Origin of the sequence: Pseudomonas sp. ATCC 43928 (assembly GCF_005938665.2) — a bacterium.
In the GTDB taxonomy this organism is placed as follows: Bacteria; Pseudomonadota; Gammaproteobacteria; order Pseudomonadales; family Pseudomonadaceae; genus Aquipseudomonas.
Genome location: NZ_CP041753.1, coordinates 4,110,110 through 4,131,556, shown reverse-complemented (window position 1 = coordinate 4,131,556; position 21,447 = coordinate 4,110,110). Strand labels below are relative to the sequence as shown.

The window sequence follows — 21,447 nt, the reverse complement described above, 5'->3', positions numbered from 1 at the left end:
CACCTCACACACCGCAAATCACGTTGACCGCATTGCGGGCAAGCTCCGTCAATTCCGCGCGGGATTTGCCCGCTCGCGCCCGTATCGAAATGCTATGCAACAGGGATGAGGCGAGTACGGCGAGGGCGGCTGGGTCGACATCGTCTTTCAACTCACCGGCGCTGACTGCCGCGCGCAGACGTGTTTCGAGATCGGCATCGAGCCGGCTGAGCCGGTCCGCAAGAACCTCTCGTATTGCAGAATCCTCGACGGCTTCGGTCGTCGCCGTGCCGATCGCAAAGCAGCCACGCGGTTGCCCCTCGCCCGAGAAGTAGATCGACAACTGTCCCTCATAGAAGCCCATTAGCGCCTGCTCCAAAGTCAGGTCTTTGTCCGTAAGCGCCTCCTGCATGGCAGCGGAGGCAGACTCCCAATACTGCTCAAGCGCCTTGATGTAGAGCGCGTGCTTGTCACCGAATGCCGCATAGAGGCTTGGGCGATTCATGCCGGCGGCGGTGGCGATGCTGTCCAGGGAAGCGCCGGAATATCCAGTGCTCCAGAAAACCCCAAGTGCCTGTTGCAGCGCTGTCTGCGGGTCATATGCGCGGGGGCGGCCTCGGCCTTTGCCCTCTGTAATCTTTTTTTGTGCCATGTCGTACAAAATCCTTGTGTGGGGATGGACTGCTCTATATTCTTACATCATCGCACAAAATTAAGGAACCAGAAGTTCCTGAACGTCAGGTTTGTTGTAGCTGAGCTCGAACTGGGTGTTGCGGCGACGAAACCGGTGCGGTGGAGCGATCCTCCCTGACCGTGCACGGGTTTGCTTTCTCACAGCAATTTTTGCCATCAGGGCCGCAGGCGATTCTCGCAGGTGCTGGCCCGATTTCCCGGTTAAAGGTGTATTCGATCATGACTAAACAGTTCGACATCCCGGCTACGCAGACCTTCGAGCACGCAAGGCCTGACGCGCCCATCAAAAAACCGTTCAAGCAGAAATTTCGGCCCTTGTTGATTGTCGGTTTGCCGGTGCTCTTCGCAGCGCTGGGCTATGCCCGCTATCAAGCAGGCGAGGCGTTCATTTCGACCGATAACGCCTACGCTCGAGTGGCGAAGGCGTCGATCAACGCGCGTATTTCCGGACAAGTCGTCGAAATCGCCGTCGAGGACAACCAACCGGTTCACAAAGGCCAGATGCTGTTTCGGATCGACCCGAAACCGTTCCAGATCGCGGTTGACCGTGCGCAAGCACAGCTGAGCGTGGCGCGGCTGCGCATCGATGGGCTCAAGGCCGGTTACCGCCAGCAGCAGGCTGAACTGCAATCGGCCAAAGAGTCGGCCGATTTCGATCAGCGCGAGTTTGCCCGCAAGAAAGCGCTGGTCGCTACCGAGTTCGTCTCGCGGGCGATTTACGAGCGCGCCGACACCGACCTCAAAGTTGCCCGGCAACGCATCGCGTCGATCGAACAACAGATCGCCAGCACGGTTGTCGCGTTGAACGGTAATCCAGACATCGAAGCCGATAACCACCCGACGGTTCGTGAAGCGAGGGCGCAGCTGGACGAGGCGCAACTCTACCTCTCGTACACGACGGTATATGCGCCGGACGATGGCATCGTGGCCAAGGTCGACGATCTGCAGGTTGGCAACTACGTCAGCAACGGTGCACCGGCCTTTGCGCTGCTGTCCGATCGGCAGATTTGGGTCGAGGCCAACTTCCGCGAGACGCAGGTGACCCACATGCGTCCAGGCCAGGAAGCAACCATCAGCATCGATACTTATCCCGATCACGTTTTCAAAGCCCACGTGACCAGCATGAGCCCCGGTGCCGGATCGGACTTCGCCTTGCTGCCGCCTGAAAATGCCACCGGCAACTGGGTCAAGGTTGTCCAGCGGGTACCGGTGCGCCTTGAACTCGACGAGGCCGACCCTGCGTTTCCGCTTTTTTCGGGCACCAGCGCCACGGTCAAGGTCGATACCGGGTATCACACGCCATGGTGGCATCCGCTCAAGGCGCTGTTAACCGCAGGTAACTTCTGATGAACGCCAATTCTATCGGGCCTCAAGGTGCGGGAACATTGAGGTTCGCCGCGCTGCTCGCGACCTATATGCAGTCGGCGAACCTGCCGTTGCCCAATGCAGTACTCAGGTTTATCCAAGGTGGCCTGTCGATGACTGACGACCAGGCAGGCTGGGTATTCACCTCGTACCTGGCGGCGAGCGCCATCACCATGCCGGTTGCGCAGTGGCTGGCCGGGCGTTATGGCTTGAAGCGGGTTTATCAGGCCGCGCTGGCCTTCTTCGTTCTTGGCTTGCTGCTCGCCACGGTTGCGACGACTCCGCTGGAGTTCGTCGGTGCGCGGATTATCCAGGGCCTGGCGAGTGGCGTGCTGGCGCCGCTGTCGATGGCGATTTCAATGGAGACGTTGCCACTGGAGAAGCGTGCGAAATTTGGCGCGACATGGACGGCAATCGTGCTCTTCGGAATCGTCAGCGGCCCGAGCATCGGTGGTTGGGTCAGCGAGCATTTTGGCTGGCGGCCGATCTTCTACATCAGCCTTCCGTTGTCGGCATTCATCTTCCTGGTGATGGCGCTTTTGCTTGCCGAGAAGAAGGCCGAGCAACGTCCGTCGTTCGATTTCTTCGGCTTCGGCAGCTTCACGCTGGCGTTGATCAGCCTGCAAATGTTGCTCGACCGCGGCGAACGCCTTGACTGGTTTGCCTCGACCGAAATCTGGCTGGAGGCGGCGGGCTGCGCGTTGGGGCTGTATCTGTTCGCCGTGCATCTGTTGAGCGAGAAGGTGCATTTCCTCAACAAGCGTCTGTTCAAGGACCGCAACTTCGTACTGTCGACGATTATCTTTTTCGCCGTGGGTTTCGTGCTGTTGTCGACCATGGCACTGACGTCGCCGATGCTGGACGAGATCCTCGGCTATCCGCCTGATACGACAGGTTCGCTGACGATACCGCGCGGTGTGGGGCTGGTAGGGGCGTTCCTGCTGATGGGGCGTGTTCCCGAGCGTTTCGACCGTCGGTGGTTCGTGGCGATTGGCGTGGCCGTGGTGATTTATGCCAACTGGCTGATGCTCGGTTATTCGCCGTTGATGGACTGGTCGCCGGTGGCGATTGCCGGGGCGATACAGGGGATTGGCATCGGCATCTTGATGCCGTCGCTCACCAAGATCGCGTTCAGCACGCTCGATCCCAAGTTACGCCCGGAAGGCACTGGTTTTTTCAATCTGTCGCGTGTTTACGGGAGCACCCTCGGCGTTGCGATCGTGCAGATTTTCTTCTTCAACAATACGCAAGCGATGCACCTGGCACTGGTCAGCCATCTGACGCCTTATCGCACCGCTGCGCATGCCGCGCCGATGTCCCTGCAAGCACTGGCGGGGCTCAATGAAATGATCACCGGCCAGGCGGCTTTTATCGCGGTGGTCGACCAATTCAAGCTGTTGATGGTGGCGATGCTGGTGGTCAGTCCACTGGTTGTCTTTCTTCGCAAGCCCGTTCCGACCAACTAGTTTTCGTGGAGTTTGCCCAATGAAATCCAATGCACGCTTCATCAACAGACAGACGTTAAAAACCACGTTCGGTGCGGTGTCGGTTCTTGCGTTCCTGACGGCCTGCACCGTCGGCCCCGACTATCAAATGCAGCCGCCGAGCCTGTCGCAGCACTACGACCGACAGGCCGAGCAGCGTCTCGGCCAGGGCGGCAACCAGCCTGGCGGGCAACACATCAACCTTGGCCAAAAGGTCAGCGGTGACTGGTGGACGGCCTTCCATTCGCAGAAGCTCGACCAGGTTGTGCGTCGCGCCATCGAGGGCAATCTTGAGCTCGTGGCGGCGGATGCAACGATCCGGCAAGCGGCGTCGTCCGTCGCGGCGGCGGAGGGGGCGCTTTATCCGCAGGTCGACTTTGGCGCCCAGGCGGGTCGTCAGCGGGTACACAACGCGAAAGAACCTTCGATCTCCAATTTCTACGCGATCGGGCCGCGGGTCGGTTTCGACCTTGATGCGTTCGGCGGTAACAAGCGGCGGGTCGAGCAGCAGCAAGCGTTTGCCGATCTTCAGAAGCATCGATACGAAGCGGCGTACCTGACCCTGACGGGGAATGTCGCCAGCCAGGCATTGTTGGTGGCGTCTGCCAACGCGCAGATGGCAGCCGTCGAAAAGCTGCTCGCCAATGACGCCAAGAACCTCGACCTGGTGCGCAGGGCACATGCCAGCGGCGTCACCACGCAGATCGACGTTTCGCTGGCCGAGACCCGGCTCGCCCAGGACCGCACACTGCTGCCGCCCCTCGCTCAGCAGCGTGATGCCGCGCGCCATGCGCTGTCGATTCTCACCGGCAAGGGCCCTGGCGACTGGATCGCGCCGGACTTCGATTTTGCCGAGTTCGTATTGCCGGCCAACGTGCCGGTGAGTGTGCCTTCGGAAATGGCACACGGCCGACCGGACGTCCTGCAAGCTGAGGCCGAGCTGCACATGGCCAGCGCGGCAGTCGGTGTCGCGACCGCGAACCTCTATCCCCATGTAACGCTGTCCGCCTCGTTGGTACAGGCCGCTTCCGGCAATGGCGGTGCCGCGCTCTGGGGTTTGGCTGCAGGGTTGGCGGGGCCGATCTTCGACGGCGGAACGCTCAAGGCTGAACGTCAGGCTGCCGTCGACGGCTACAAGGCGACGCTCGCCGGTTATCAGCAGACGGTCATTCAGTCGTTCGGTCAGGTCGCGGACTCGTTGCAGGCGATCAACCATGACGCCGAGCAAAACCTGGCGCAGGAAGACGCGTTACGCGCTGCAGAAACCAGTTTTCGGTTGAACCAGCAAGCCTATGCGCAAGGCGAGAACAGCATTCTCCAGGTACTGGAAGCGGAACGAGCCTATGAGCAAGCGTTGCTGGGGCAAATTCGGGTGAAGACCGCGCAGTATCTCGACACGGTGCAACTGTATGTAGCCCTCGGCGGTAATTCCGTCGGCGCGTTTGAGCAACGGATTGCCAGTCGCGAAGCACATAACCCTTCGTATCAATAACGGCTACGGCCCCGAACATTGGAGTCAAGAGATGTCTTACGAAGCTTTTCACGATGCACTTCGCGATACCCGGTTTGCGCTGAACCACGGCTCAGGTGAAATGCCGGCCGTTGGGTTTGGCACGCTGTTCAGTGATCTCAGCGTCACCACACAAGCGGTCAAGGACGCCTTGGAAGCGGGCTTTCGCCATTTCGATTGTGCAGAGCGCTATCGCAATGAGGAGAGTGTCGGCGCTGCGATAAAAGAGATGCTGGAGGCGGGCAAGATCCGCCGGGAGGACGTGTTCATTACCACTAAACTGTGGAACACCAACCATCGTCCCGAGCGAGTCAAACCTGCCTTCGAGGCCAGCTGCCGCCGCCTCCAAGTGGACTCTATCGACTGCTACCTGATCCATACGCCGTTTGCCTTTCAACCCGGTGAGAATCAGGACCCGAGAGACGAACAGGGTCGCGTCATCTACGACTCCGGCGTGACACTGATCGAGACCTGGAGAGCACTCGAACGCCTGGTGGATGAAGGCCGCTGCAAGTCCATCGGCTTGTCTGATATCACGTTGGAAGCGTTAAAAGAGATTGTGGCAGTGGCCCGGATCAAACCTGCCGTGGTGCAGGTCGAGTCCCACCCTTATCTGCCGGAATGGGAACTGCTTGAGTTCTGCAAACAGCATGGAATCGTCCTCCTGGCGTTCGCGCCACTGGGCCATGGCATGGAGCCGAAAGTGTTGGAAGATTCGGTGATTACAGGGATCGCCAAGCGCTTGCAGAAGACTCCGGCTCAAGTGGCATTGGCCTGGTCTGTACAACGGGGCGTTGCTTTTTTGACCACGTCCGCTACACCAAGTCATATCAAGGAAAACCTGGATATCTCCACCCTGCCGCACAGGGCGATGCTTGAGATCAAGGAAGATATTACGACCAGGGTACGATTCAACTCGGTCGTGGAAACCGGTGTGCCTGGATTTATTCCACGGAAAAAGTGACACGTGACGAGGAGGGCGGCCTGCTGTAAGGCCGCCCCTGTTATCCACGGCCTTGAGGTGAAAACGATGGACGTTTTCCAAACCATGCGGTTTTTCATGGCTGTTGCCCAGAGCGGCAGTTTTACCGCGGCAGCCGAGCTATTGGACACCACGACAACCAACGTCTCCAAAGCCGTTTCCAGTCTGGAGGCCCGGCTTCAAACCCGTCTGATTAACCGCACCACCCGACGCCTGGCGCTGACCGAAGCGGGTGCACGCTATTTGCAACGATGCGAGAGGATTCTTGACGAGGTACGTGAAGCCGAGGAGGAAGCAGGGACCGCTCACACCCAACCCGTGGGCAGGCTGAAAATTCACGCCATGTCAGCCATCGGTAATCATTACGTGATCGATGCCATTGCCAAATACAGAGAGACTCATCCCTCGGTCATGTTTGATTTGACGCTGACCAATCGGCTACCTGACTTGCTCGAGGAAGGGTATGACATGTCGATTGTTTTAGCGCGGGATCTGCCCGATTCAGGGTTTGTCGCTCAGCGGCTTGGCATCACTTACAGCATTCTCTGCGCTTCGCCTGCTTATCTGAAGAAACGCGGAATCCCGGATTCTCCGGGTTCTCTTGGTACACATGATTGCTTGAGGATTGTTAATACGGTAATGCCGGTTGAACACTGGGCATTTGAGGGGCCTGAAGGCGTGGAGTCAATCAACGTCCCATTGTCTCCCTTTCACATCAATACGGCTGATGGAATGACCGTTGCGATAACAAACGGGATGGGCATCGGTATTCAGCCGATTGCTTCTGCGGTCAATGGTCTCAGGGCCGGCACGTTAGTGCGCGTGCTGCCGGAGTATCGGCTTGAAGAGTTGAATCTATTTGCAATATACCCATCACGAAAATTCGTGGATGCGAAGACAAAGACTTGGGTGGAGTTTCTTAAACATCACATCCCGGGCATGTTGGCATCCGATGAAAAAATCGTAGGTTCGGGAAAAAATATCAGTTATTGAGTGGGTTGCACCACAGGCATGGAGTGTCGACCCTCCATCGTCCGCACGGTACTCAACCGTTTGAACATCCAGTGCCCATCACTTGATATTGCATGATATGCCGTTGATTGTGAGAGTCTTCATAGGTCATTTGCACCGGAACCGGTTTGCACTCGTCCGGAATCTCTGAGAGGTAAATGACTTTCTTAATGTCGAGCTTCGTTTCGTACGTGTAGATCTCAACAGGTGTTTTGCTGGTCGCGTTAATTGAATGGCCATCGTCTGCAAAGGCGTGTGCGCCTATACCGGCAAGTGCCAGAAGAACCGCAATTTTTAAAGTTTTCATTATCTTCACCGTATCGTCCAAGGTTTACTCTGGGGCCGAGATGATCGTAAAACTCATCTCGGTTTTTCGAGTGGCTACCTCGTGAGCTAATGGATACTGACGCTATTGGCTCACTGGGTAGAGACGATGTTAGGTGTTTGAACTTCTTTCAAATAGCAGCCGACTGGACAAACACTGTTGCCGGAATTCGCATGAATGGCCCAAAGATCGCAGGCTCCTACAGGGCATGGGTACGGGTGTACTCAACCTCTGCAGGAACCTGCGATCTTTCTATTTTTGGCTACCCGACAAGGGCGGGGTGCGCGGTGGGATCAAGCGTTTCGTCCCCGTCGACTCGAACGCCGAAGCCAGGCGAAGCAGCGTTGAATCGTCATAGGCGCGACCGGCAAATGTCAGCCCGACAGGCATGCCGATGTCCGGCATGACGCCCATCGGCACCGTGACTGTTGGAACGCCCAGGTGGCGGATGGCGAGATTGCCGTTGGCAACCCATACCCCGTTACTCCACGCGATGTCCGCAGACTTCGGATCGACATCGGCATTCGCCGGCCCAACGTCGGCTACCGTCGGAAAGATCACCGCGTCGAGCCCCAGCCGATCCATCCATTCCTCCAGATCGATTCGACGGGTCTGTTCCAGCCCCCGCAATCCATCCGGCAGCGTGTCGATCTGATCCCACGGCGTAATACCGCGTTCGGCCATCCGTACATACTCGTCCATGCCCGCGGCAAGATCGCCCTCGCGGTTGGGCAGCGTCCCCGGGTCGTGGGGGAAAATCAGCGGCCCGTTCACGTCGACCAGGCGATTGAGTTTTGGATCGCCGTTGGCTCGCAGAAAATCATCGAACGCCCAAGCCGTCAGATCCCACAACTCATGGTGCAGGAACTCTTTGGACACCAGGCCCCGGTTAAACACCGTCGGTGCGCCAGGACGATCGCCCTCGCAATTGGAAACCAGCGGGAAATCGACCTCGAGCACTTCAGCACCGGCCGCTTCGAGTGCCTTGCGCGCCTGCTCCCAGAGCCCGATCACGGAAGGGCGGGTGTTGATGCGCTGGCCCGTCGGCCCACCGATGCCAGGCGCATCGCTGGTGCCCGCGTCGGGATCGGCGTTGATGTACATACGAGGCACGCCGAAGCGCTTTCCTTTCAGCGCATCGCTTTTCGCGGCCAGCGATCCGTAGGAAGCGGGGCGCACCGAAGCGACACTCGGAATTGGCACCCAAGGTTGCATCCGCCATAGATCACCGCGTGTGTCGGGATCATCGGCCACCACCACATCGAGCACCTCGAGCAGGTCCGCCATCGTCCGGGCGAACGGCACGACCACGTCCATCGTCGGCGTCAACGGCCAGTTGCCGCGCACCGAGATCACCCCACGCGAAGGCGTATAGGCGCACAGGCCATTGTTCGAGGCAGGGCCACGTCCGCTCGACCAGGTTTCTTCCGCCAAGCCAAATGCCGAGAAACTGGCGGCGGTTGCGGTACCGGCGCCGTTCGAAGAGCCTGATGCGAAAGGGGCGGTGAGGTAGTCGGCGTTGTACGGACTCTCGGCACGGCCATACACCCCGCGCTGCATCCCGCCGTTGGCCATTGGCGGCATATTGGTCTTGCCCAGGCAGATCGCCCCGGCGGCGCGAAGCCGTTCGATGGTGAACGCATCGCGATGAGCGATCAGGTTGGCGAAGGCGGGACTTCCAGAAGCGGCGGTCAGCCCCTTCACCAGATAACTGTCCTTGGCCGTGTAGGGGATGCCATCGAGCGGCCCCAGCGTCTCGCCCCTGTCCCGACGAGCATCGGACGCCTGCGCTTCCTTGAGCGCATCGGGGTTGCGCACCACCACCGCGTTGAGGGCGGTGGGCGTGTCGGCGCCGTCGTAGGCGTCGATCCGGGCGAGATAGGCCTGCACAAGCTCAACCGCCGTGGTCCGGCCGGATTCGAGCGCAGCACGCAGCTCGGCAATGGAAACCTCGGTGACCTCGATCATGCTGTTACCACCGGCTGTTGATGGGGGGCGCTGTGAATCTTTCCATCGCGCTGGATTTTGGGCTCAGAGACATCATTTCTCTCAAAATGGGGGTTCATATCGGTTCTCGTTGCACTGCATTACGCGACAGTATCGGAGAACTCATGGCCCTCTGTCATTCGCCGAACACCTCTGCGCTCTGAAACCGATGAGGCTGCGTGAAGGGTATTTGCCTAGTTGCCATCCGCCACCTTGCGTTCTATCTCGGCTATTTTTCGACGGAGCTCTTCAGCTTCCTGCTTCTGGGTTCGAGTCGCAGTGGCATCTTCAACGTTGCTGTCCTCAAGCTCTGTGTCGACCACATCGATGGGTTCATCAGACGGATCGGTGGGTGGGGTGTTCGAGGTTGTTTCTGATTCGACGTCGTTGACACGGTCATCATTGTTCATTTCGCTTACCTCCGTTGGCCTACACATTGGATTCAGCGATACGGTCTGAGTTCGAGATTTTTCCGGTATGCCAGCCCAATGGATACCAGAAGCTTGATGGCGCTGATATCAAAATCACATAAGTGTGATGTGTACCCAAAAAGGCAGATTGCTGAGCTCTAAAGACGGCCGTGGTAAGCCGCTTCGAAAATTTCGGCCGCGCCATTTCGTGTCAATGGCAGCGGATTACCGCCAGCGCAGGGGTCGACAATCGCCATATCCGCGATCAGGTCGGCCTGCTGATCATCCACCCCCAGCTCCACCAGCGTATGCGGTACGCCGATGTCCTTGCGCAGTTTGAGGACGAAGGCCATAAAACTGTCGAAGCCCGGGGAGGGCAGGCGCAGATACGCCGCCAGACGGGTGATGCGCTCCTCGATGGCCGGGCGATTGAACTTCAGCACATAGGGCATGAACGTGGCATTGGTCATGCCGTGGTGGGTGTCATACAGGGCGCCCACCGGATGCGAGAGCGCGTGCATGCCTCCCAGACCTTTCTGGAATGCGGTGGCGCCCATCGCCGCCGCCGCCAGCATTTGCGCGCGCGCGTCGAGGTCGGAAGGCGTGTGCACTGCCCGCACCAGGGCATTGGCCACCAGGCGCATGCCTTCCACCGCAATGCCTTCGGCCATGGGATGAAAGCCGGGAGCGCAGTACGATTCCAGGCAATGGGAAAACGCGTCCATGCCGGTGCCGGCGGTGACCTTGGCCGGCATGCCGACGGTAAGGGCGGGGTCGCTGATGACCACCCGCGGCATCATCTTCGGATGGAAAATGATGCGTTTGGTGTGCGTGCGCTCGTCAATGATCACCGCCGCACGACCGACCTCGGAACCGGTGCCCGCCGTGGTCGGCACCGCGATGATCGGGGCAATACGGCTTTCGTCGGCGCGTGTCCAGTAGTCGCCGATGTCTTCGAAATCCCACACCGGTCGGGTCTGGCCGCTCATGAACGCAATGAGCTTGCCCATGTCCAGGCCGCTGCCACCGCCGAACGCCACCACGCCGTCATGGTTGCCGGCGCGCCAGGCATCGAGCCCACCGGCCAGGTTGGCTTCAACGGGGTTGGGCTTGAGGTCGCAGAACAACGCGACACCGAGGCCGGCGGCGCGCAAGGATTCCAGCGCCGCGGTGGTGATCGGGGCACGTGCCAGGCCGCTGTCGGTGACCAGCAACGGTCGCTGGATACCTTGGCTGCGGCAGACTTCCGCCAGTTCGGCGATACGGCCGACACCGAAGCGAATGCTCGTGGGGTAGTTCCAGTTCGCGGTCAGGCTCATGGCTCAAATCTCGTGGCGCAAGTGGAAGGATTTGGCTCGGGTCAGGTGTTCATAGCCCAGGCGCGACAACGTTACGCCGCGCCCACTGTTCTTCACCCCGGTCCAGGCCAGGGCCGGGTCCAGGTAATCGCAGCGGTTCATGAACACGGTGCCGGTAGCGATCTCGTTGCCGATGCGTTCGGCGGCGGCCAGGTCTTGCGTCCAGATCGAGGCGCTGAGCCCGAACTCGCTGTCGTTCATCAAGGCGATGGCTTCGTCGTCGCTGGCCACCGGCATGATGCCCACCACCGGGCCGAAGCTTTCCTCGCGCATCACCGCCATTTGATGGGTAACGTCCACCAACACCTGCGGCGCGAGGTAGGCGCTGCCCGGCGGGCCGGCAGCGAAGTCCTTTGGATCGATCAGCGCCCTGGCCCCTTGTGCCTGGGCATCGGCGATCTGCTTGCGAACGAACTCAGCGGCGCCCGGTGTGACCATTGGCCCGAGGGTGGTGGCTTCGTCCAGCGGGTTGCCCAGCACGTATTGGCGGGTCAGGGCAGCGAAGCGTTCGACAAAGGCCGGGTAGATTTTTTCATCGACATAAATCCGTTCGACGGCGCAGCAGCTCTGCCCGGAGTTGAAGAAGCTGCCGTCCACCAGGTTTTCCACCGCATGCTCAAGGTTGGCGTCTGCCCGGACGTAGGCCGGGTCTTTGCCGCCAAGCTCCAGCCCCACGCTGAGGAAACCTCCGACGGCCGCGTGCTCCATGGCCTCGCCGCCGCTGACAGAACCGGTGAAGTTCACCTGCTGCACCCGTCCGGAGGTAATGATCGCCGCCGCATAGACATGACTGAGCAGCAGGTTATGGAACAGGCCTTCGGGCAGATGGGCGCGGCGAAAGGCTTCAGCGAAACGCTCCCCGACCAGCAGCGTTTGAGTGGCGTGTTTGAGGATCACGCTGTTGCCCGCCATCAGCGCCGGGATGATCGTATTCACCGCCGTCAGATACGGATAATTCCACGGCGCGACGACCAGCACCGTACCCAGCGGCTCGCGTTTGATATAGCGCCGAAAACCCGCAACAGGCGTGGGCTCTATCGCTGCCAACGCTTCAGGCGCAATGGCGATCATATGCCGGGCACGTTCTTCGAAACCGCGCAGTTCGCCAGCGCCGAAGCGTATCGGGCGGCCCATCTGCCAGGCCAGTTCCGGCACGATCTCATCCTTCATCGCCAGCATCGCGTCCACGGCAGTGCTGCAAAACGCGGCGCGTTCGCTCAGTGGTCGGCGTTTCCATTGCGCCTGGGCGGTTTCGGCCGCCGTCAGGGCTTGCTCGATCTGTACCGCATCGGCACGGCGGCGTTCCGCATAGACCCGGCCATCGACCGGGGAGATAAGTTGAACGGTCTCAGTCATGGCGTGCTCAATAGCGCTCGAAGCCGCGCTGCAGTTCCCAGTCGGTTATCCGTCGGTCGTACTCTTTCTGTTCCCAGTCGGCGGTGTGCACGTAGTGGTCGATCACTTCATCACCGAACGCCTCGCGCAACATGCTCGACGCCTTGAGGGCGGCGCAGGCCTCGCGCAGGGTTTTCGACACTTCAGGCAAATGTTCATCGACATAGGCATCGCCCTCGAACGGTGCCGCGAGTTCGAGCTTCTCGTCGATCCCGGCCAGGCCTGCGGCGATCAACGCGGCGAAGGCCAGATAGGGGTTGAGGTCGGCACCGCCGATGCGGCATTCGATGCGGATGGATTTGCTGCCCTCGGCGCACAAACGAAAGCCGGCAGTGCGATTGTCCCGGCTCCAGACCGCCCGCGTTGGCGCGAAGGTGCCGGCCTGAAAGCGCTTGTACGAATTGATGTAGGGCGCCAGAAAACAGGTGATGTCGTTAGCGTATTTGAGCTGCCCGGCCACCCACGAGCGCATCAGTTTCGACATGCCGAACTCGGCCTTGGGGTCGAAGAACAGCGGCTTTTTCGCATGCTTGTCCCACAACGAATTATGGATGTGGCTGCTGGAACCGGCGGCGTCATAGCGCCACTTGGCCATGAAGGTGATCGCCTTGCCTTGTAGTTGCGCGATCTCTTTGCAGGCGTGCTTGATGATGACGTGGTGGTCGGCCATGGTCATGGCATCGGCATAACGGATGTTGATTTCTTCCTGCCCCGGCCCCCATTCGCCCTTGGAGTTTTCCACGGGAATGCCGGATGCCTGCAGGTGCTTGCGAATCGCCCGCAACACCGGTTCCTCGCGGGTGGTCTGCAGGATGTTGTAGTCCTCGATGTAATGGCCGGCGGTCTTCGGCTGGTGGTAATTGCGCTCGTGGATCGCCTCATAGCTCTCATCGAACAGATAGAACTCCAGCTCAGAGGCGAACATGCCGGTATAGCCGCGCTCGCGCAGGCGCTCGACCTGTTTTTTCAGGATCGCTCGCGGGCTGTGGGGCAGGTCTTTTCTATGGTGATGATCGAGCACATCGCAGAGCACCAGCGCCGTGCATTCCAGCCACGGCACACGCCGTAACGTGGACATGTCGGGTTTGAGCACAAAGTCGCCATAGCCTTTGCTCCAACTGGCAGCGGCGTAACCCGGCACCGGCTCCATGTCGATGTCGTCGGCCAGCAGGTAATTGCAGCAGTGGGTTTCTTCGTGGCCGCTGTCGATGAAAAACTCGACCTGGAAGCGCTTGCCGACCAGTCGCCCCTGCATATCGACCATGCACACCAGCACGGTATCGATCTCGCCGGCGGCAGCGGCGCGTTTAAGTGCTTCGAAACTGAGAAGGGGCTCGGTCATCGCGTCAGTCCTGCGTGAATGATCTGGACCTGTCTGAAATAGCTGTTGCAGACGCTCTCCAGAAAAAACCCAAACCTGCAGACGCGAGCATCGTGAGCAATAAGCTGTTGAAAGCTTAGCCTACAGTTGCTGTGCGCAAGTTTCGGTGAGCGGAGGCTGGTGAGGTTTGTCTGTTGCTGACGTCTTGGCGGGGGTGGTGTTGAATGTGGCGAGGCGCTACCGCCTCGCCAAAGAACCTGTCGATTATTCCTTCGGTTCCACGTGATCCAGTGCCTGGTTCACCGCCAGTTCACCGAGCATGACCACTTGCGCAATGCCCAGCAGGGTCTTGCGATGTGAGGTCTCCAGCAACGCTGCGAAATTGTTGAGCATGAGGGTGGCCGAGCCGAGTGTTTCGCTGGCGTTGGCCAGCAGGGCTTCGGTGTTGTACTTCGGGTTGGCGAAGTACATGGGCTCGGGTTCGTGGGTGGTGGCCATGATTTGGGCGGCGGGGTTGAGGTAGTGGTCGAGGGCGCGCTCGGCGGCTTCGTGGAGTTTTTTTGAATCGAGGGATTCGTAGGGGGATGTCGGGTCTGTGGCAGGCGGATTGGGTGTAGGTTTGAACATGGATGAAACTCCTGGAAAAACTATTTGAGGAGCCATCACCCTTTGCTACCAAACGAAGGGTGGCGGCCATGCACAGGTTGGTAGACCGGTCCAGGAACCCGGCGCGCCCGAAGGAGCCCTACGCATGGCCACCATAAAAACAGAGATGAAAAACAACCTCTGTAAAAGGTGGCGCTATGCGCCTGGAAACACCGGGCTACCAAACCCGATCACTGTTTTTCAGTGACCGGGAAACGATAAAACCCGAGCCCAAAGCGCACAAGCCGGCGGATTCTGGCGCAGTCGTAGGCAACGACGCAAGGCGCTGTAGCCTTGATGAAGTAACACCGGGTGTCTTTAAACACTCGGCTTAAACACCGTTGGTGTATGCCCTGAACGCTTACGTGTGATGAATCTCCCGATCCTTGGTTTCCGGCAGGAAGAAAGTACCAAGGATGGCCGTCATCACCGCGATCACGATCGGGTACCACAGCCCGTAGTAGATATCACCCGTGGCCGCGACCATGGCGAACGCCACCGTGGGCAGGAAGCCGCCGAACCAGCCATTGCCGATGTGGTAGGGCAGCGACATCGAGGTGTAGCGGATGCGCGCCGGGAAGAGCTCCACCAGCCAGGCAGCGATCGGGCCGTAGACCATGGTCACGTAGATCACCAGGATGGTCAGGAGCAGCAACACCATCGGGTAGTTGGTCTTGGCCGGGTCGGCCTTCTCGGGGTAGCCGGCGTCCTTGAGGGCGGTGCCGAGGGTGGCGACGAAGGCGTCGTTGCGGGTCTTGAAGTCAGCGGCCGGCATGCCGGTGCCTTCGAAACTCGGGATGACCTTGTCACCGATGCGCACCTGCGCGACGGCGCCAGGCGCGGCTTTCTCGTTTTTGTAGGGGATGGCCTTCTTCGCCAGCACAGTCTTGGCGAGGTCACAGGAACTGGTGAATTTGGCCTTGCCCACCGGGTCGAACTGGAACGAACACTGGGTGGGATCGGCGACCACCGTGACCGGATTCTTCGCCTGCGCGGCGAACACGTCGGGGTTACCGAACTCGGTCAACGCATGGAAGATCGGGAAGTAGGTCACGGCGGCGAGGATGCACCCGGCCATGATGATGCCCTTGCGGCCGATGCGGTCGGACAGGCTGCCGAACACGACGAAAAACGGCGTGCCGATCAGCAGCGAGCCGGCAATCAAAAAGTTGGCGGTCTGCGGGTCGATCTTCAGCGTCTGCAGCAGGAAGAACAGCGCATAGAACTGCCCGGTGTACCAGACCACGGCCTGGCCGGCGGTGCCGCCGAGCAAAGCCATGATCACTATCTTGAGGTTTTCCCAGCGGGCGAAGGATTCGGTCAGCGGCGCCTTGGAGGACTTGCCTTCTTCCTTCATCTTCAAGAACACCGGTGACTCGCTGAGTTGCAAGCGGATGTACACCGAGACAATCAGCAACAGGATCGACACCAGGAAGGGAATCCGCCAGCCCCAGGTCTCGAAGGCTTCGGTGCCGAGGAGGGTGCGGCAGGCGAGGATCACCAGCAGCGAAAGAAACAGACCGAGGGTCGCGGTGGTCTGAATCCACGAAGTGAAGTAGCCGCGCTTGCCTTTCGGCGCATGCTCGGCCACGTAGGTCGCCGCGCCGCCGTATTCACCGCCCAGGGCCAGACCTTGCAGCAGACGCAGGGTGATCAGGATGACCGGTGCCGCCACCCCGATGGTCGCGTAACCGGGTAGAAAACCCACGACAGCGGTGGAGACACCCATGATCACAATGGTGATGAGAAAGGTGTGCTTGCGCCCGATCATGTCGCCCAGTCGGCCGAACACGATGGCGCCGAAGGGGCGCACGGCGAAGCCTGCGGCGAACGCGAGCAGCGCAAAGATGAAGGAGGTTGTTTCATTGACGCCCGCGAAGAAGTGCTTGGCGATGATCGCCGCGAGGGAGCCGTAAAGATAGAAGTCATACCACTCGAACACGGTGCCCAGGGACGAGGCGAAAATAACCTTGCGTTCCTCCTTGGTGATCCCTCGGTTGGGCGTGCTGCCCGTGGCTGTAGTGTCAATCGCGGCCATGAGTCTTCTCCGTCTTGCTCTTGTTGAAGGCCGGAGTACCTCATCAATTTTGCCGCACCCAGGCCCTAGGGCTGATGTCGTCGGATTACCAATTGCGCGAAGCAGAGGAACAGGCTGACGGCCTCGCATTGCTGCATGGTTTCTTGAAGCATAATCGGCTTCGCGCAGATATCCACTCGCCAACGTGCCCGGCGATGGCCACTCCCTCCGGGCACGTTCGCGGATTTAGCCCTTGGCCGCCATCGCGGTGACTTCCACACGCATGCCTTCGACCGCCAAAGCGGCCACGCCAACGGCGGCGCGAACCGGCCAGGGCTTGGCGAAGAAGCGCTGGTAGACCTCGTTGAACGCGGCGCGGTCGGCCATGTCGGTGAGGTAGATGGTCAGATGCAGCACCCGGTCCATGGAACTGCCGGCGTTCTCCAGCGCTACCTTGAGCGCCTGCAGAGTGCACTCGCTTTGCAGGGTGATGTCGCCCAGCTCCAGGCTGCCGTCGGCGCGGGTAGGAATTTGAGTGGAGACCAGCAGGCCACCGAAACCGGCGACGTCGGAGGAGATGGATTCCGCGTCGGGATCGGGGAGGAACGTGATGTCGTGGTTTGCCATGGGGATCTCTTGTTTGTGGGGGTGAAGGGGCGCCGGGGTATTCAATGATGCAGCGCCTTTTTTTGCGCGGCCAGTTTACAGCCTCGTCGTCGGACCGTTCGTGAATCAGCTCGAAAACTCGGAAGGCAAGCAGGCGGGTGCTCCCCGCGGCATGGCAGCCGCCCAACGTAGTCAGCTGAGCGAGGTTATTTTCAATGTCGCAATAACGTCTTTTGGCTTGCGTTTATAACAACGAACCATGTGGTCACAATAATCGCCGACGGTGTAAATGGTCAGGTTGCCAGAGCTTATGGTCTTGTACGTCTCTCTGTCGCATACATCAAGAATGTCGCCTTCAATTGCATCATATTCATTTCTAGTGAATAGACCGGAAGAACGGGTGGCTTTCAAGTCTTCCCCAAATACGTCTTCTTCATTAAGAAGGTCCACGGAAATGTTGAAGAGGCTCGCAATTCTCTGTAAGGCAAATGTACGAACGATTTCATCTGGATCGCTCATGATGCACGCTCATCTTATTGCTTCAATAAACACGGTCGCCTGATAAATAGCGCATGGCTGCAAGTCATGCTCCACGAGTGTTTAAAATTATAAATAGTGAAAGTGCTAATACAAAAATAGCTGTGACTGTGGCATAGCAAAGACCAAAGCCGATTTTGATGAGGGGTATTTCATCTGCCAGGGCTTTATAGCCGATAAAACCTCCAAGCAATGCTGAGGTGGCGATTCCGATGACTAGAATGTAGTAGGTCTTATAGGTGGGTGCAAATGCCGGGATGACAACTGCATACGATCCGCTTATCAGGGTAGTGAATATGACAATAATTTTTATTGCCGAAATACTGCTGTTTTTTGTCATGCTCATTTTTTGTTTTTCTCCTGACAAAGCACCTCGGAATGTTCTAGGCCTGCTGCCGACCACTAAACACTTTCAGCCACATCAATCTGCAACGAAAGCATGAACTTCGCTGCGCTGTCCGACGCTGGATCTATCGCGGCATCCACCATGGCCCTGACCGCCATTTGCGCCAGCGCCTCGACAGGGTGTGACAGCACGGCTTGAACGATGCCGTCACGCAGGGCTGCCCGGGTGATGGGGGTCAGGTCGTGGCACACCACGACGGGTAGCGCGATGTGCTGGGCTTTCAGTTCGCGCAAGGCGTTGATGACCCCCTCGATACCGCCACCTGCCACATACAGGCCGACAAGGTCGGGTTGGCTGGTGAGCAGGTCGAGCGTGCCGGCATAGGCGAATTCCTCGTCCTCCAGAGTCAGGCGCGTAGCCAGCAATTCCCAGTCCTGGGGTTGTTCCGACAGGAAGGAGCGAAAACTCATTTCACACAGTTCCTGGCACTGAAAGCGCTGGGTGCCGACCATCACGGCCGCTGGCCCCGGTTGCGCTGCCAGGTGCTTGATGAACCAGCCGGCGGTGCGGCCCATGGCACGGTTGTCGACGCCGACATAACCGGCGCCGGCCGAGGCGCTCAGCTCGGACACCAGGGCGACCACAGGAATGCCGGCCGCTCGCAATTGCGCCATGGCCTCGCGCACAGCCGGATGGTCGGCGGCCACCACGCCCAGGGCATCGACTTCGCCCTGCAACTTGAGGATGCGTTCTGCGGTGGCGGCCGGGGCCAGATCGTCGATGTAGTGGATCATCACCCGAACCTGGGCCCGCACACTGGCCGTCGCCGCCTCGGCCAGGGCCTTGGCCAGCCCTTGATAAAACGCCACGCCACGCTTTTGCAGCAGAAACCCCAAGCGCACGGTCGGGCGCTGCTGCAGCACTCGTTGTTCGATCACATTACGCCCGTAGAAGCCCAGTCGGGCGGCGGCCTCGGCAATGCGTTGCGCGGTATCGGCGCGCACGTTGGCCCGCAGATTCATCACCCGGTCCACGGTGGACAGGCTCACCCCGGCGGCCAAGGCCACGTCTTCCATGGTTGCACGACGACCGAGCGGGTTGCCGGCTGCTGACGAAGAATGCTCTGACAAAGAATGTTCTGACATGAAATGAAAGCCTATCTGAAACTTTTGACGGGTTTTGACAGGTATCGCTCAGGGACTATAGCAGCCGTGCATCTGCCCACCTTAGGATTTCTACCAGCGAAACATCGCCACCCATAACAATAATCATCGGAGCCTGACATGACCCTCCACATCTCCACCGCGCCTTGTTGCTGGGGCGTCGACGACGTCAACAATCCTCATCTGCCGGCGTGGCAACAGGTTCTTGGCGAAGCGGCGCAAGCGGGGTATCGCGGCATCGAATTGGGGCCATACGGTTACCTGCCACTGGACGCCGATGCGGTGGGCTCGGTGCTGGTCAAACACGGCCTGCACGTGGTGGCCGGCACGGTGTTCGACAATCTGGTCGATCCCGCCAACCTGCCCAGCCTGCTGCATCAAACCCGTAATATCTGCGCATTGCTCAAGCAGTTGCCGGCAATTCCCCTGGAGCCGGGGCAACGTTTCGCCATGCCGTGTCTGGTGGTCATCGATTGGGGGCATGAGGAGCGTGACTACGCCGCTGGCCACTCTGACCGCGCGCCGCGCCTGGCGCCCGATGCCTGGCGGGGCATGATGGCCCATATCCGCGCCATCGCCGAGTTGGCGTGGACGGAATTCGGTGTGCGCACGGTGATTCATCCGCACGCCGGGGGCTACATCGAGTTCGCCGATGAGCTGGCCCGACTGGTCGAAGACATCCCCTACGAAGTGGCTGGCCTGTGTCTGGACACCGGCCATCTGTACTACGCCGGTATGGACCCGGTGCAGACCCTGCGCCAGTACGCGGACCGCGTGGATTACCTGCATTTCAAAGACATCGATCAGGCCGTGTTCGATCAAGTGCTGGGCGAACACATCACCTTCTTCGCCGCGTGCGCAAGAGGCGTGATGTGCCCGATCGGCCAGGGTGTCATCGACTACGGCGCCTTGCGCGAGCTGATCACCGAGATCGGTTACCAGGGTTACATCACGGTCGAGCAAGAACGTGATCCACGTAACGCCCACGGCAGTCTGCGCGACGTGGCTGCCAGCCGTGACTACCTGTCCCGGGCGGGTTTCTGATTTCTCTCATGCGAAGGACTTTTCGATGATCAATGGCAGCAAGCGAATTCCTCAACCAATCCGCTGGGCGATGGTGGGCGGCGGGTGTGACAGTCAGATCGGCTACATCCATCGTTCGGCGGCCCTGCGTGACCAGTCGTTTGCACTGGTGGCCGGTGCCTTCGACCTGGACCCGCAACGCGGTCGCGACTTCGGTGTGCAACTGGGGGTCGACCCCGAGCGTTGCTACGGCGACTATCGCAGCCTGATTGAGGGCGAAGCCGGGCGGGCGGATGGTATCCAGGCCATTTCCGTGGCGACGCCCAATGGCACTCACTTTGAAATCACCAAGGCCGCTCTGGAAGCGGGGCTGCATGTGGTCTGTGAAAAGCCGCTGTGCTTCACCCTCGAGGAGGCGCAAACCCTGCGCGAAATCGCGTTGTCGCGAAACCGGGTGGTGGGGGTGACCTACGGCTATGCCGGGCACCAGTTGATCGAGCAGGCGCGGGAAATGATCGCCCAGGGTGAGTTGGGTGAGGTGCGCATGGTGCACATGCAGTTTGCCCATGGCTTCCACTGTGAGGCGGTCGAGGCGCAGAGCGAGGCGACCAAATGGCGGGTCGATCCGCGCCTCGCTGGCCCCAGTTATGTGCTGGGAGACGTTGGCACTCATCCGCTGTACCTGTCGGAAGTCATGCTGCCCGAGCTCAAGATCAAACGGCTGTTGTGCACACGCCAGAGCTTTGTCAAAAGCCGCGCACCACTCGAGGACAACGCCTACACACTGATGGAATACGAAGGCGGGGCCATGGGCAGTGTGTGGTCGAGCGCGGTGAACGCCGGATCCATGCATGGCCAGAAAATTCGGGTGATCGGCTCCAGGGCCAGCCTTGAATGGTGGGATGAGCGGCCGAACCAGCTGTCATTCGAAGTCCAGGGTAAACCTGCCCAGGTGCTGGAGCGCGGGATGGGTTATCTGCATCCCCATGCGTTGCTTGATGACCGGATCGGTGCCGGGCACCCGGAAGGGCTGTTCGATGCCTGGGCCAACCTCTATTACCGTTTCGCCTTGGCCATGGACGCCGCCAACCGTGGTGATCATGAACAACTGGCAACGCTGCGTTATCCAGACATCAATGCCGGTGTCGAAGGCGTGCGCTGGGTCGAGCGCTGCGTCCATTCTGCGGACCTGGGTGGGGTGTGGGTCGATTACTGAGTCACGGGTGCCCCTGGCGGATCGGCGTGCGGCTGAGCAGTCGTGAGATAGACTGATCAGCGGACATCGGACGGT

20 protein-coding genes are annotated in these 21,447 nt (G+C 59.7%); 7 read left to right on the top strand and 13 right to left on the bottom strand.

Annotation, left to right across the window (positions count from 1 at the left end; translation table 11 throughout):
- Nucleotides 1-4: 4 nt before the first annotated feature.
- Nucleotides 5-631 carry a TetR/AcrR family transcriptional regulator gene (locus tag FFH90_RS18840; protein ID WP_019580237.1) on the bottom strand — a complete coding sequence of 209 codons (627 nt, stop codon included), beginning with the start codon at nucleotides 629-631 and terminating at the stop codon, nucleotides 5-7.
- A 260-nt stretch (nucleotides 632-891) separates the two neighbouring features.
- Between FFH90_RS18840 and FFH90_RS18835 the strand changes: the two genes are divergently transcribed.
- From FFH90_RS18835 to FFH90_RS18815, 5 genes are all read left to right on the top strand, one after another.
- On the top strand, nucleotides 892-2,019 hold the full coding sequence (locus FFH90_RS18835) for an HlyD family secretion protein (protein WP_018930073.1): 1,128 nt from the start codon (nucleotides 892-894) through the stop codon (nucleotides 2,017-2,019).
- Complete coding sequence (locus tag FFH90_RS18830) at nucleotides 2,019-3,503, top strand: DHA2 family efflux MFS transporter permease subunit (RefSeq protein ID WP_138867835.1); 1,485 nt, start codon at nucleotides 2,019-2,021, stop codon at nucleotides 3,501-3,503. Before FFH90_RS18835 ends, FFH90_RS18830 begins: the two co-directional genes overlap by 1 nt.
- Before the next feature lie 19 nt (nucleotides 3,504-3,522).
- Entirely contained in the window at nucleotides 3,523-5,013 is a 1,491-nt protein-coding gene (locus tag FFH90_RS18825; protein WP_138867834.1) for an efflux transporter outer membrane subunit, read from the top strand.
- Between the two features lie 31 nt (nucleotides 5,014-5,044).
- The gene (locus FFH90_RS18820) at nucleotides 5,045-5,995 is read left to right on the top strand and encodes an aldo/keto reductase (RefSeq protein WP_138867833.1); all 951 of its coding nucleotides are present in this window, start codon (nucleotides 5,045-5,047) and stop codon (nucleotides 5,993-5,995) included.
- Nucleotides 5,996-6,061: 66 nt separating this feature from the next.
- The gene (locus tag FFH90_RS18815) at nucleotides 6,062-7,006 is read left to right on the top strand and encodes a LysR family transcriptional regulator (protein ID WP_138867832.1); all 945 of its coding nucleotides are present in this window, start codon (nucleotides 6,062-6,064) and stop codon (nucleotides 7,004-7,006) included.
- Between the two features lie 52 nt (nucleotides 7,007-7,058).
- Here FFH90_RS18815 and FFH90_RS18810 read toward each other — a convergent pair whose 3' ends face one another.
- The 12 genes from FFH90_RS18810 to FFH90_RS18755 all read right to left on the bottom strand — a co-directional run bounded on the left by FFH90_RS18810 (nucleotide 7,059) and on the right by FFH90_RS18755 (nucleotide 19,100).
- Nucleotides 7,059-7,331, bottom strand: coding sequence for a DUF2790 domain-containing protein (locus tag FFH90_RS18810; protein ID WP_086944886.1), 273 nt, complete (start codon nucleotides 7,329-7,331; stop codon nucleotides 7,059-7,061).
- Nucleotides 7,332-7,601: 270 nt separating this feature from the next.
- The gene (locus FFH90_RS18805) at nucleotides 7,602-9,317 is read right to left on the bottom strand and encodes an amidase (RefSeq protein ID WP_138867831.1); all 1,716 of its coding nucleotides are present in this window, start codon (nucleotides 9,315-9,317) and stop codon (nucleotides 7,602-7,604) included.
- A 212-nt stretch (nucleotides 9,318-9,529) separates the two neighbouring features.
- A complete protein-coding gene (locus FFH90_RS18800; protein ID WP_138867830.1) occupies nucleotides 9,530-9,745 on the bottom strand; it encodes a hypothetical protein in 216 nt (71 codons plus the stop codon).
- 158 nt (nucleotides 9,746-9,903) lie between these two features.
- Nucleotides 9,904-11,064 (bottom strand): iron-containing alcohol dehydrogenase, encoded by a 1,161-nt coding sequence (locus FFH90_RS18795; protein WP_111455096.1) that lies wholly within the window; start codon nucleotides 11,062-11,064, stop codon nucleotides 9,904-9,906.
- A 3-nt stretch (nucleotides 11,065-11,067) separates the two neighbouring features.
- Nucleotides 11,068-12,459: an aldehyde dehydrogenase family protein gene (locus FFH90_RS18790; RefSeq protein ID WP_138867829.1), complete on the bottom strand. Its 1,392-nt coding sequence runs from the start codon at nucleotides 12,457-12,459 to the stop codon at nucleotides 11,068-11,070.
- Nucleotides 12,460-12,466: 7 nt separating this feature from the next.
- A complete protein-coding gene (locus FFH90_RS18785) occupies nucleotides 12,467-13,840 on the bottom strand; it encodes a glutamine synthetase family protein (RefSeq protein WP_018930083.1) in 1,374 nt (457 codons plus the stop codon).
- Between the two features lie 243 nt (nucleotides 13,841-14,083).
- Entirely contained in the window at nucleotides 14,084-14,446 is a 363-nt protein-coding gene (locus tag FFH90_RS18780) for a DUF6124 family protein (protein WP_111455094.1), read from the bottom strand.
- Nucleotides 14,447-14,825: 379 nt separating this feature from the next.
- Nucleotides 14,826-16,502: an MFS transporter gene (locus tag FFH90_RS18775; RefSeq protein ID WP_111455093.1), complete on the bottom strand. Its 1,677-nt coding sequence runs from the start codon at nucleotides 16,500-16,502 to the stop codon at nucleotides 14,826-14,828.
- Nucleotides 16,503-16,727: 225 nt separating this feature from the next.
- On the bottom strand, nucleotides 16,728-17,108 hold the full coding sequence (locus tag FFH90_RS18770) for a RidA family protein (protein WP_019580252.1): 381 nt from the start codon (nucleotides 17,106-17,108) through the stop codon (nucleotides 16,728-16,730).
- Between the two features lie 171 nt (nucleotides 17,109-17,279).
- Nucleotides 17,280-17,606: a hypothetical protein gene (locus FFH90_RS18765; RefSeq protein ID WP_064618512.1), complete on the bottom strand. Its 327-nt coding sequence runs from the start codon at nucleotides 17,604-17,606 to the stop codon at nucleotides 17,280-17,282.
- A gap of 64 nt (nucleotides 17,607-17,670) precedes the next feature.
- Nucleotides 17,671-17,970: a hypothetical protein gene (locus FFH90_RS18760; protein ID WP_138867828.1), complete on the bottom strand. Its 300-nt coding sequence runs from the start codon at nucleotides 17,968-17,970 to the stop codon at nucleotides 17,671-17,673.
- Between the two features lie 56 nt (nucleotides 17,971-18,026).
- Nucleotides 18,027-19,100, bottom strand: a complete 1,074-nt coding sequence (locus FFH90_RS18755) for a LacI family DNA-binding transcriptional regulator (RefSeq protein ID WP_138867985.1) — start codon at nucleotides 19,098-19,100, stop codon at nucleotides 18,027-18,029.
- A 153-nt stretch (nucleotides 19,101-19,253) separates the two neighbouring features.
- On the opposite strand from FFH90_RS18755, the gene FFH90_RS18750 reads away from it, so the two are divergent.
- On the top strand, nucleotides 19,254-20,177 hold the full coding sequence (locus FFH90_RS18750; RefSeq protein ID WP_064618506.1) for a TIM barrel protein: 924 nt from the start codon (nucleotides 19,254-19,256) through the stop codon (nucleotides 20,175-20,177).
- A 25-nt stretch (nucleotides 20,178-20,202) separates the two neighbouring features.
- A complete protein-coding gene (locus tag FFH90_RS18745; protein WP_138867827.1) occupies nucleotides 20,203-21,372 on the top strand; it encodes a Gfo/Idh/MocA family protein in 1,170 nt (389 codons plus the stop codon).
- Nucleotides 21,373-21,447 lie beyond the last annotated feature (75 nt).

Bases quoted from the DNA above. Each gene is read 5' to 3' on its own strand.
- FFH90_RS18840 (WP_019580237.1), bottom strand. From the start codon at position 631: ATGGCACAAAAAAAGATTACAGAGGGCAAAGGCCGAGGCCGCCCCCGC.
- FFH90_RS18835 (WP_018930073.1), top strand. From the start codon at position 892: ATGACTAAACAGTTCGACATCCCGGCTACGCAGACCTTCGAGCACGCA.
- FFH90_RS18830 (WP_138867835.1), top strand. From the start codon at position 2,019: ATGAACGCCAATTCTATCGGGCCTCAAGGTGCGGGAACATTGAGGTTC.
- FFH90_RS18825 (WP_138867834.1), top strand. From the start codon at position 3,523: ATGAAATCCAATGCACGCTTCATCAACAGACAGACGTTAAAAACCACG.
- FFH90_RS18820 (WP_138867833.1), top strand. From the start codon at position 5,045: ATGTCTTACGAAGCTTTTCACGATGCACTTCGCGATACCCGGTTTGCG.
- FFH90_RS18815 (WP_138867832.1), top strand. From the start codon at position 6,062: ATGGACGTTTTCCAAACCATGCGGTTTTTCATGGCTGTTGCCCAGAGC.
- FFH90_RS18810 (WP_086944886.1), bottom strand. From the start codon at position 7,331: ATGAAAACTTTAAAAATTGCGGTTCTTCTGGCACTTGCCGGTATAGGC.
- FFH90_RS18805 (WP_138867831.1), bottom strand. From the start codon at position 9,317: ATGATCGAGGTCACCGAGGTTTCCATTGCCGAGCTGCGTGCTGCGCTC.
- FFH90_RS18800 (WP_138867830.1), bottom strand. From the start codon at position 9,745: ATGAACAATGATGACCGTGTCAACGACGTCGAATCAGAAACAACCTCG.
- FFH90_RS18795 (WP_111455096.1), bottom strand. From the start codon at position 11,064: ATGAGCCTGACCGCGAACTGGAACTACCCCACGAGCATTCGCTTCGGT.
- FFH90_RS18790 (WP_138867829.1), bottom strand. From the start codon at position 12,459: ATGACTGAGACCGTTCAACTTATCTCCCCGGTCGATGGCCGGGTCTAT.
- FFH90_RS18785 (WP_018930083.1), bottom strand. From the start codon at position 13,840: ATGACCGAGCCCCTTCTCAGTTTCGAAGCACTTAAACGCGCCGCTGCC.
- FFH90_RS18780 (WP_111455094.1), bottom strand. From the start codon at position 14,446: ATGTTCAAACCTACACCCAATCCGCCTGCCACAGACCCGACATCCCCC.
- FFH90_RS18775 (WP_111455093.1), bottom strand. From the start codon at position 16,502: ATGGCCGCGATTGACACTACAGCCACGGGCAGCACGCCCAACCGAGGG.
- FFH90_RS18770 (WP_019580252.1), bottom strand. From the start codon at position 17,108: ATGGCAAACCACGACATCACGTTCCTCCCCGATCCCGACGCGGAATCC.
- FFH90_RS18765 (WP_064618512.1), bottom strand. From the start codon at position 17,606: ATGAGCGATCCAGATGAAATCGTTCGTACATTTGCCTTACAGAGAATT.
- FFH90_RS18760 (WP_138867828.1), bottom strand. From the start codon at position 17,970: ATGAGCATGACAAAAAACAGCAGTATTTCGGCAATAAAAATTATTGTC.
- FFH90_RS18750 (WP_064618506.1), top strand. From the start codon at position 19,254: ATGACCCTCCACATCTCCACCGCGCCTTGTTGCTGGGGCGTCGACGAC.
- FFH90_RS18745 (WP_138867827.1), top strand. From the start codon at position 20,203: ATGATCAATGGCAGCAAGCGAATTCCTCAACCAATCCGCTGGGCGATG.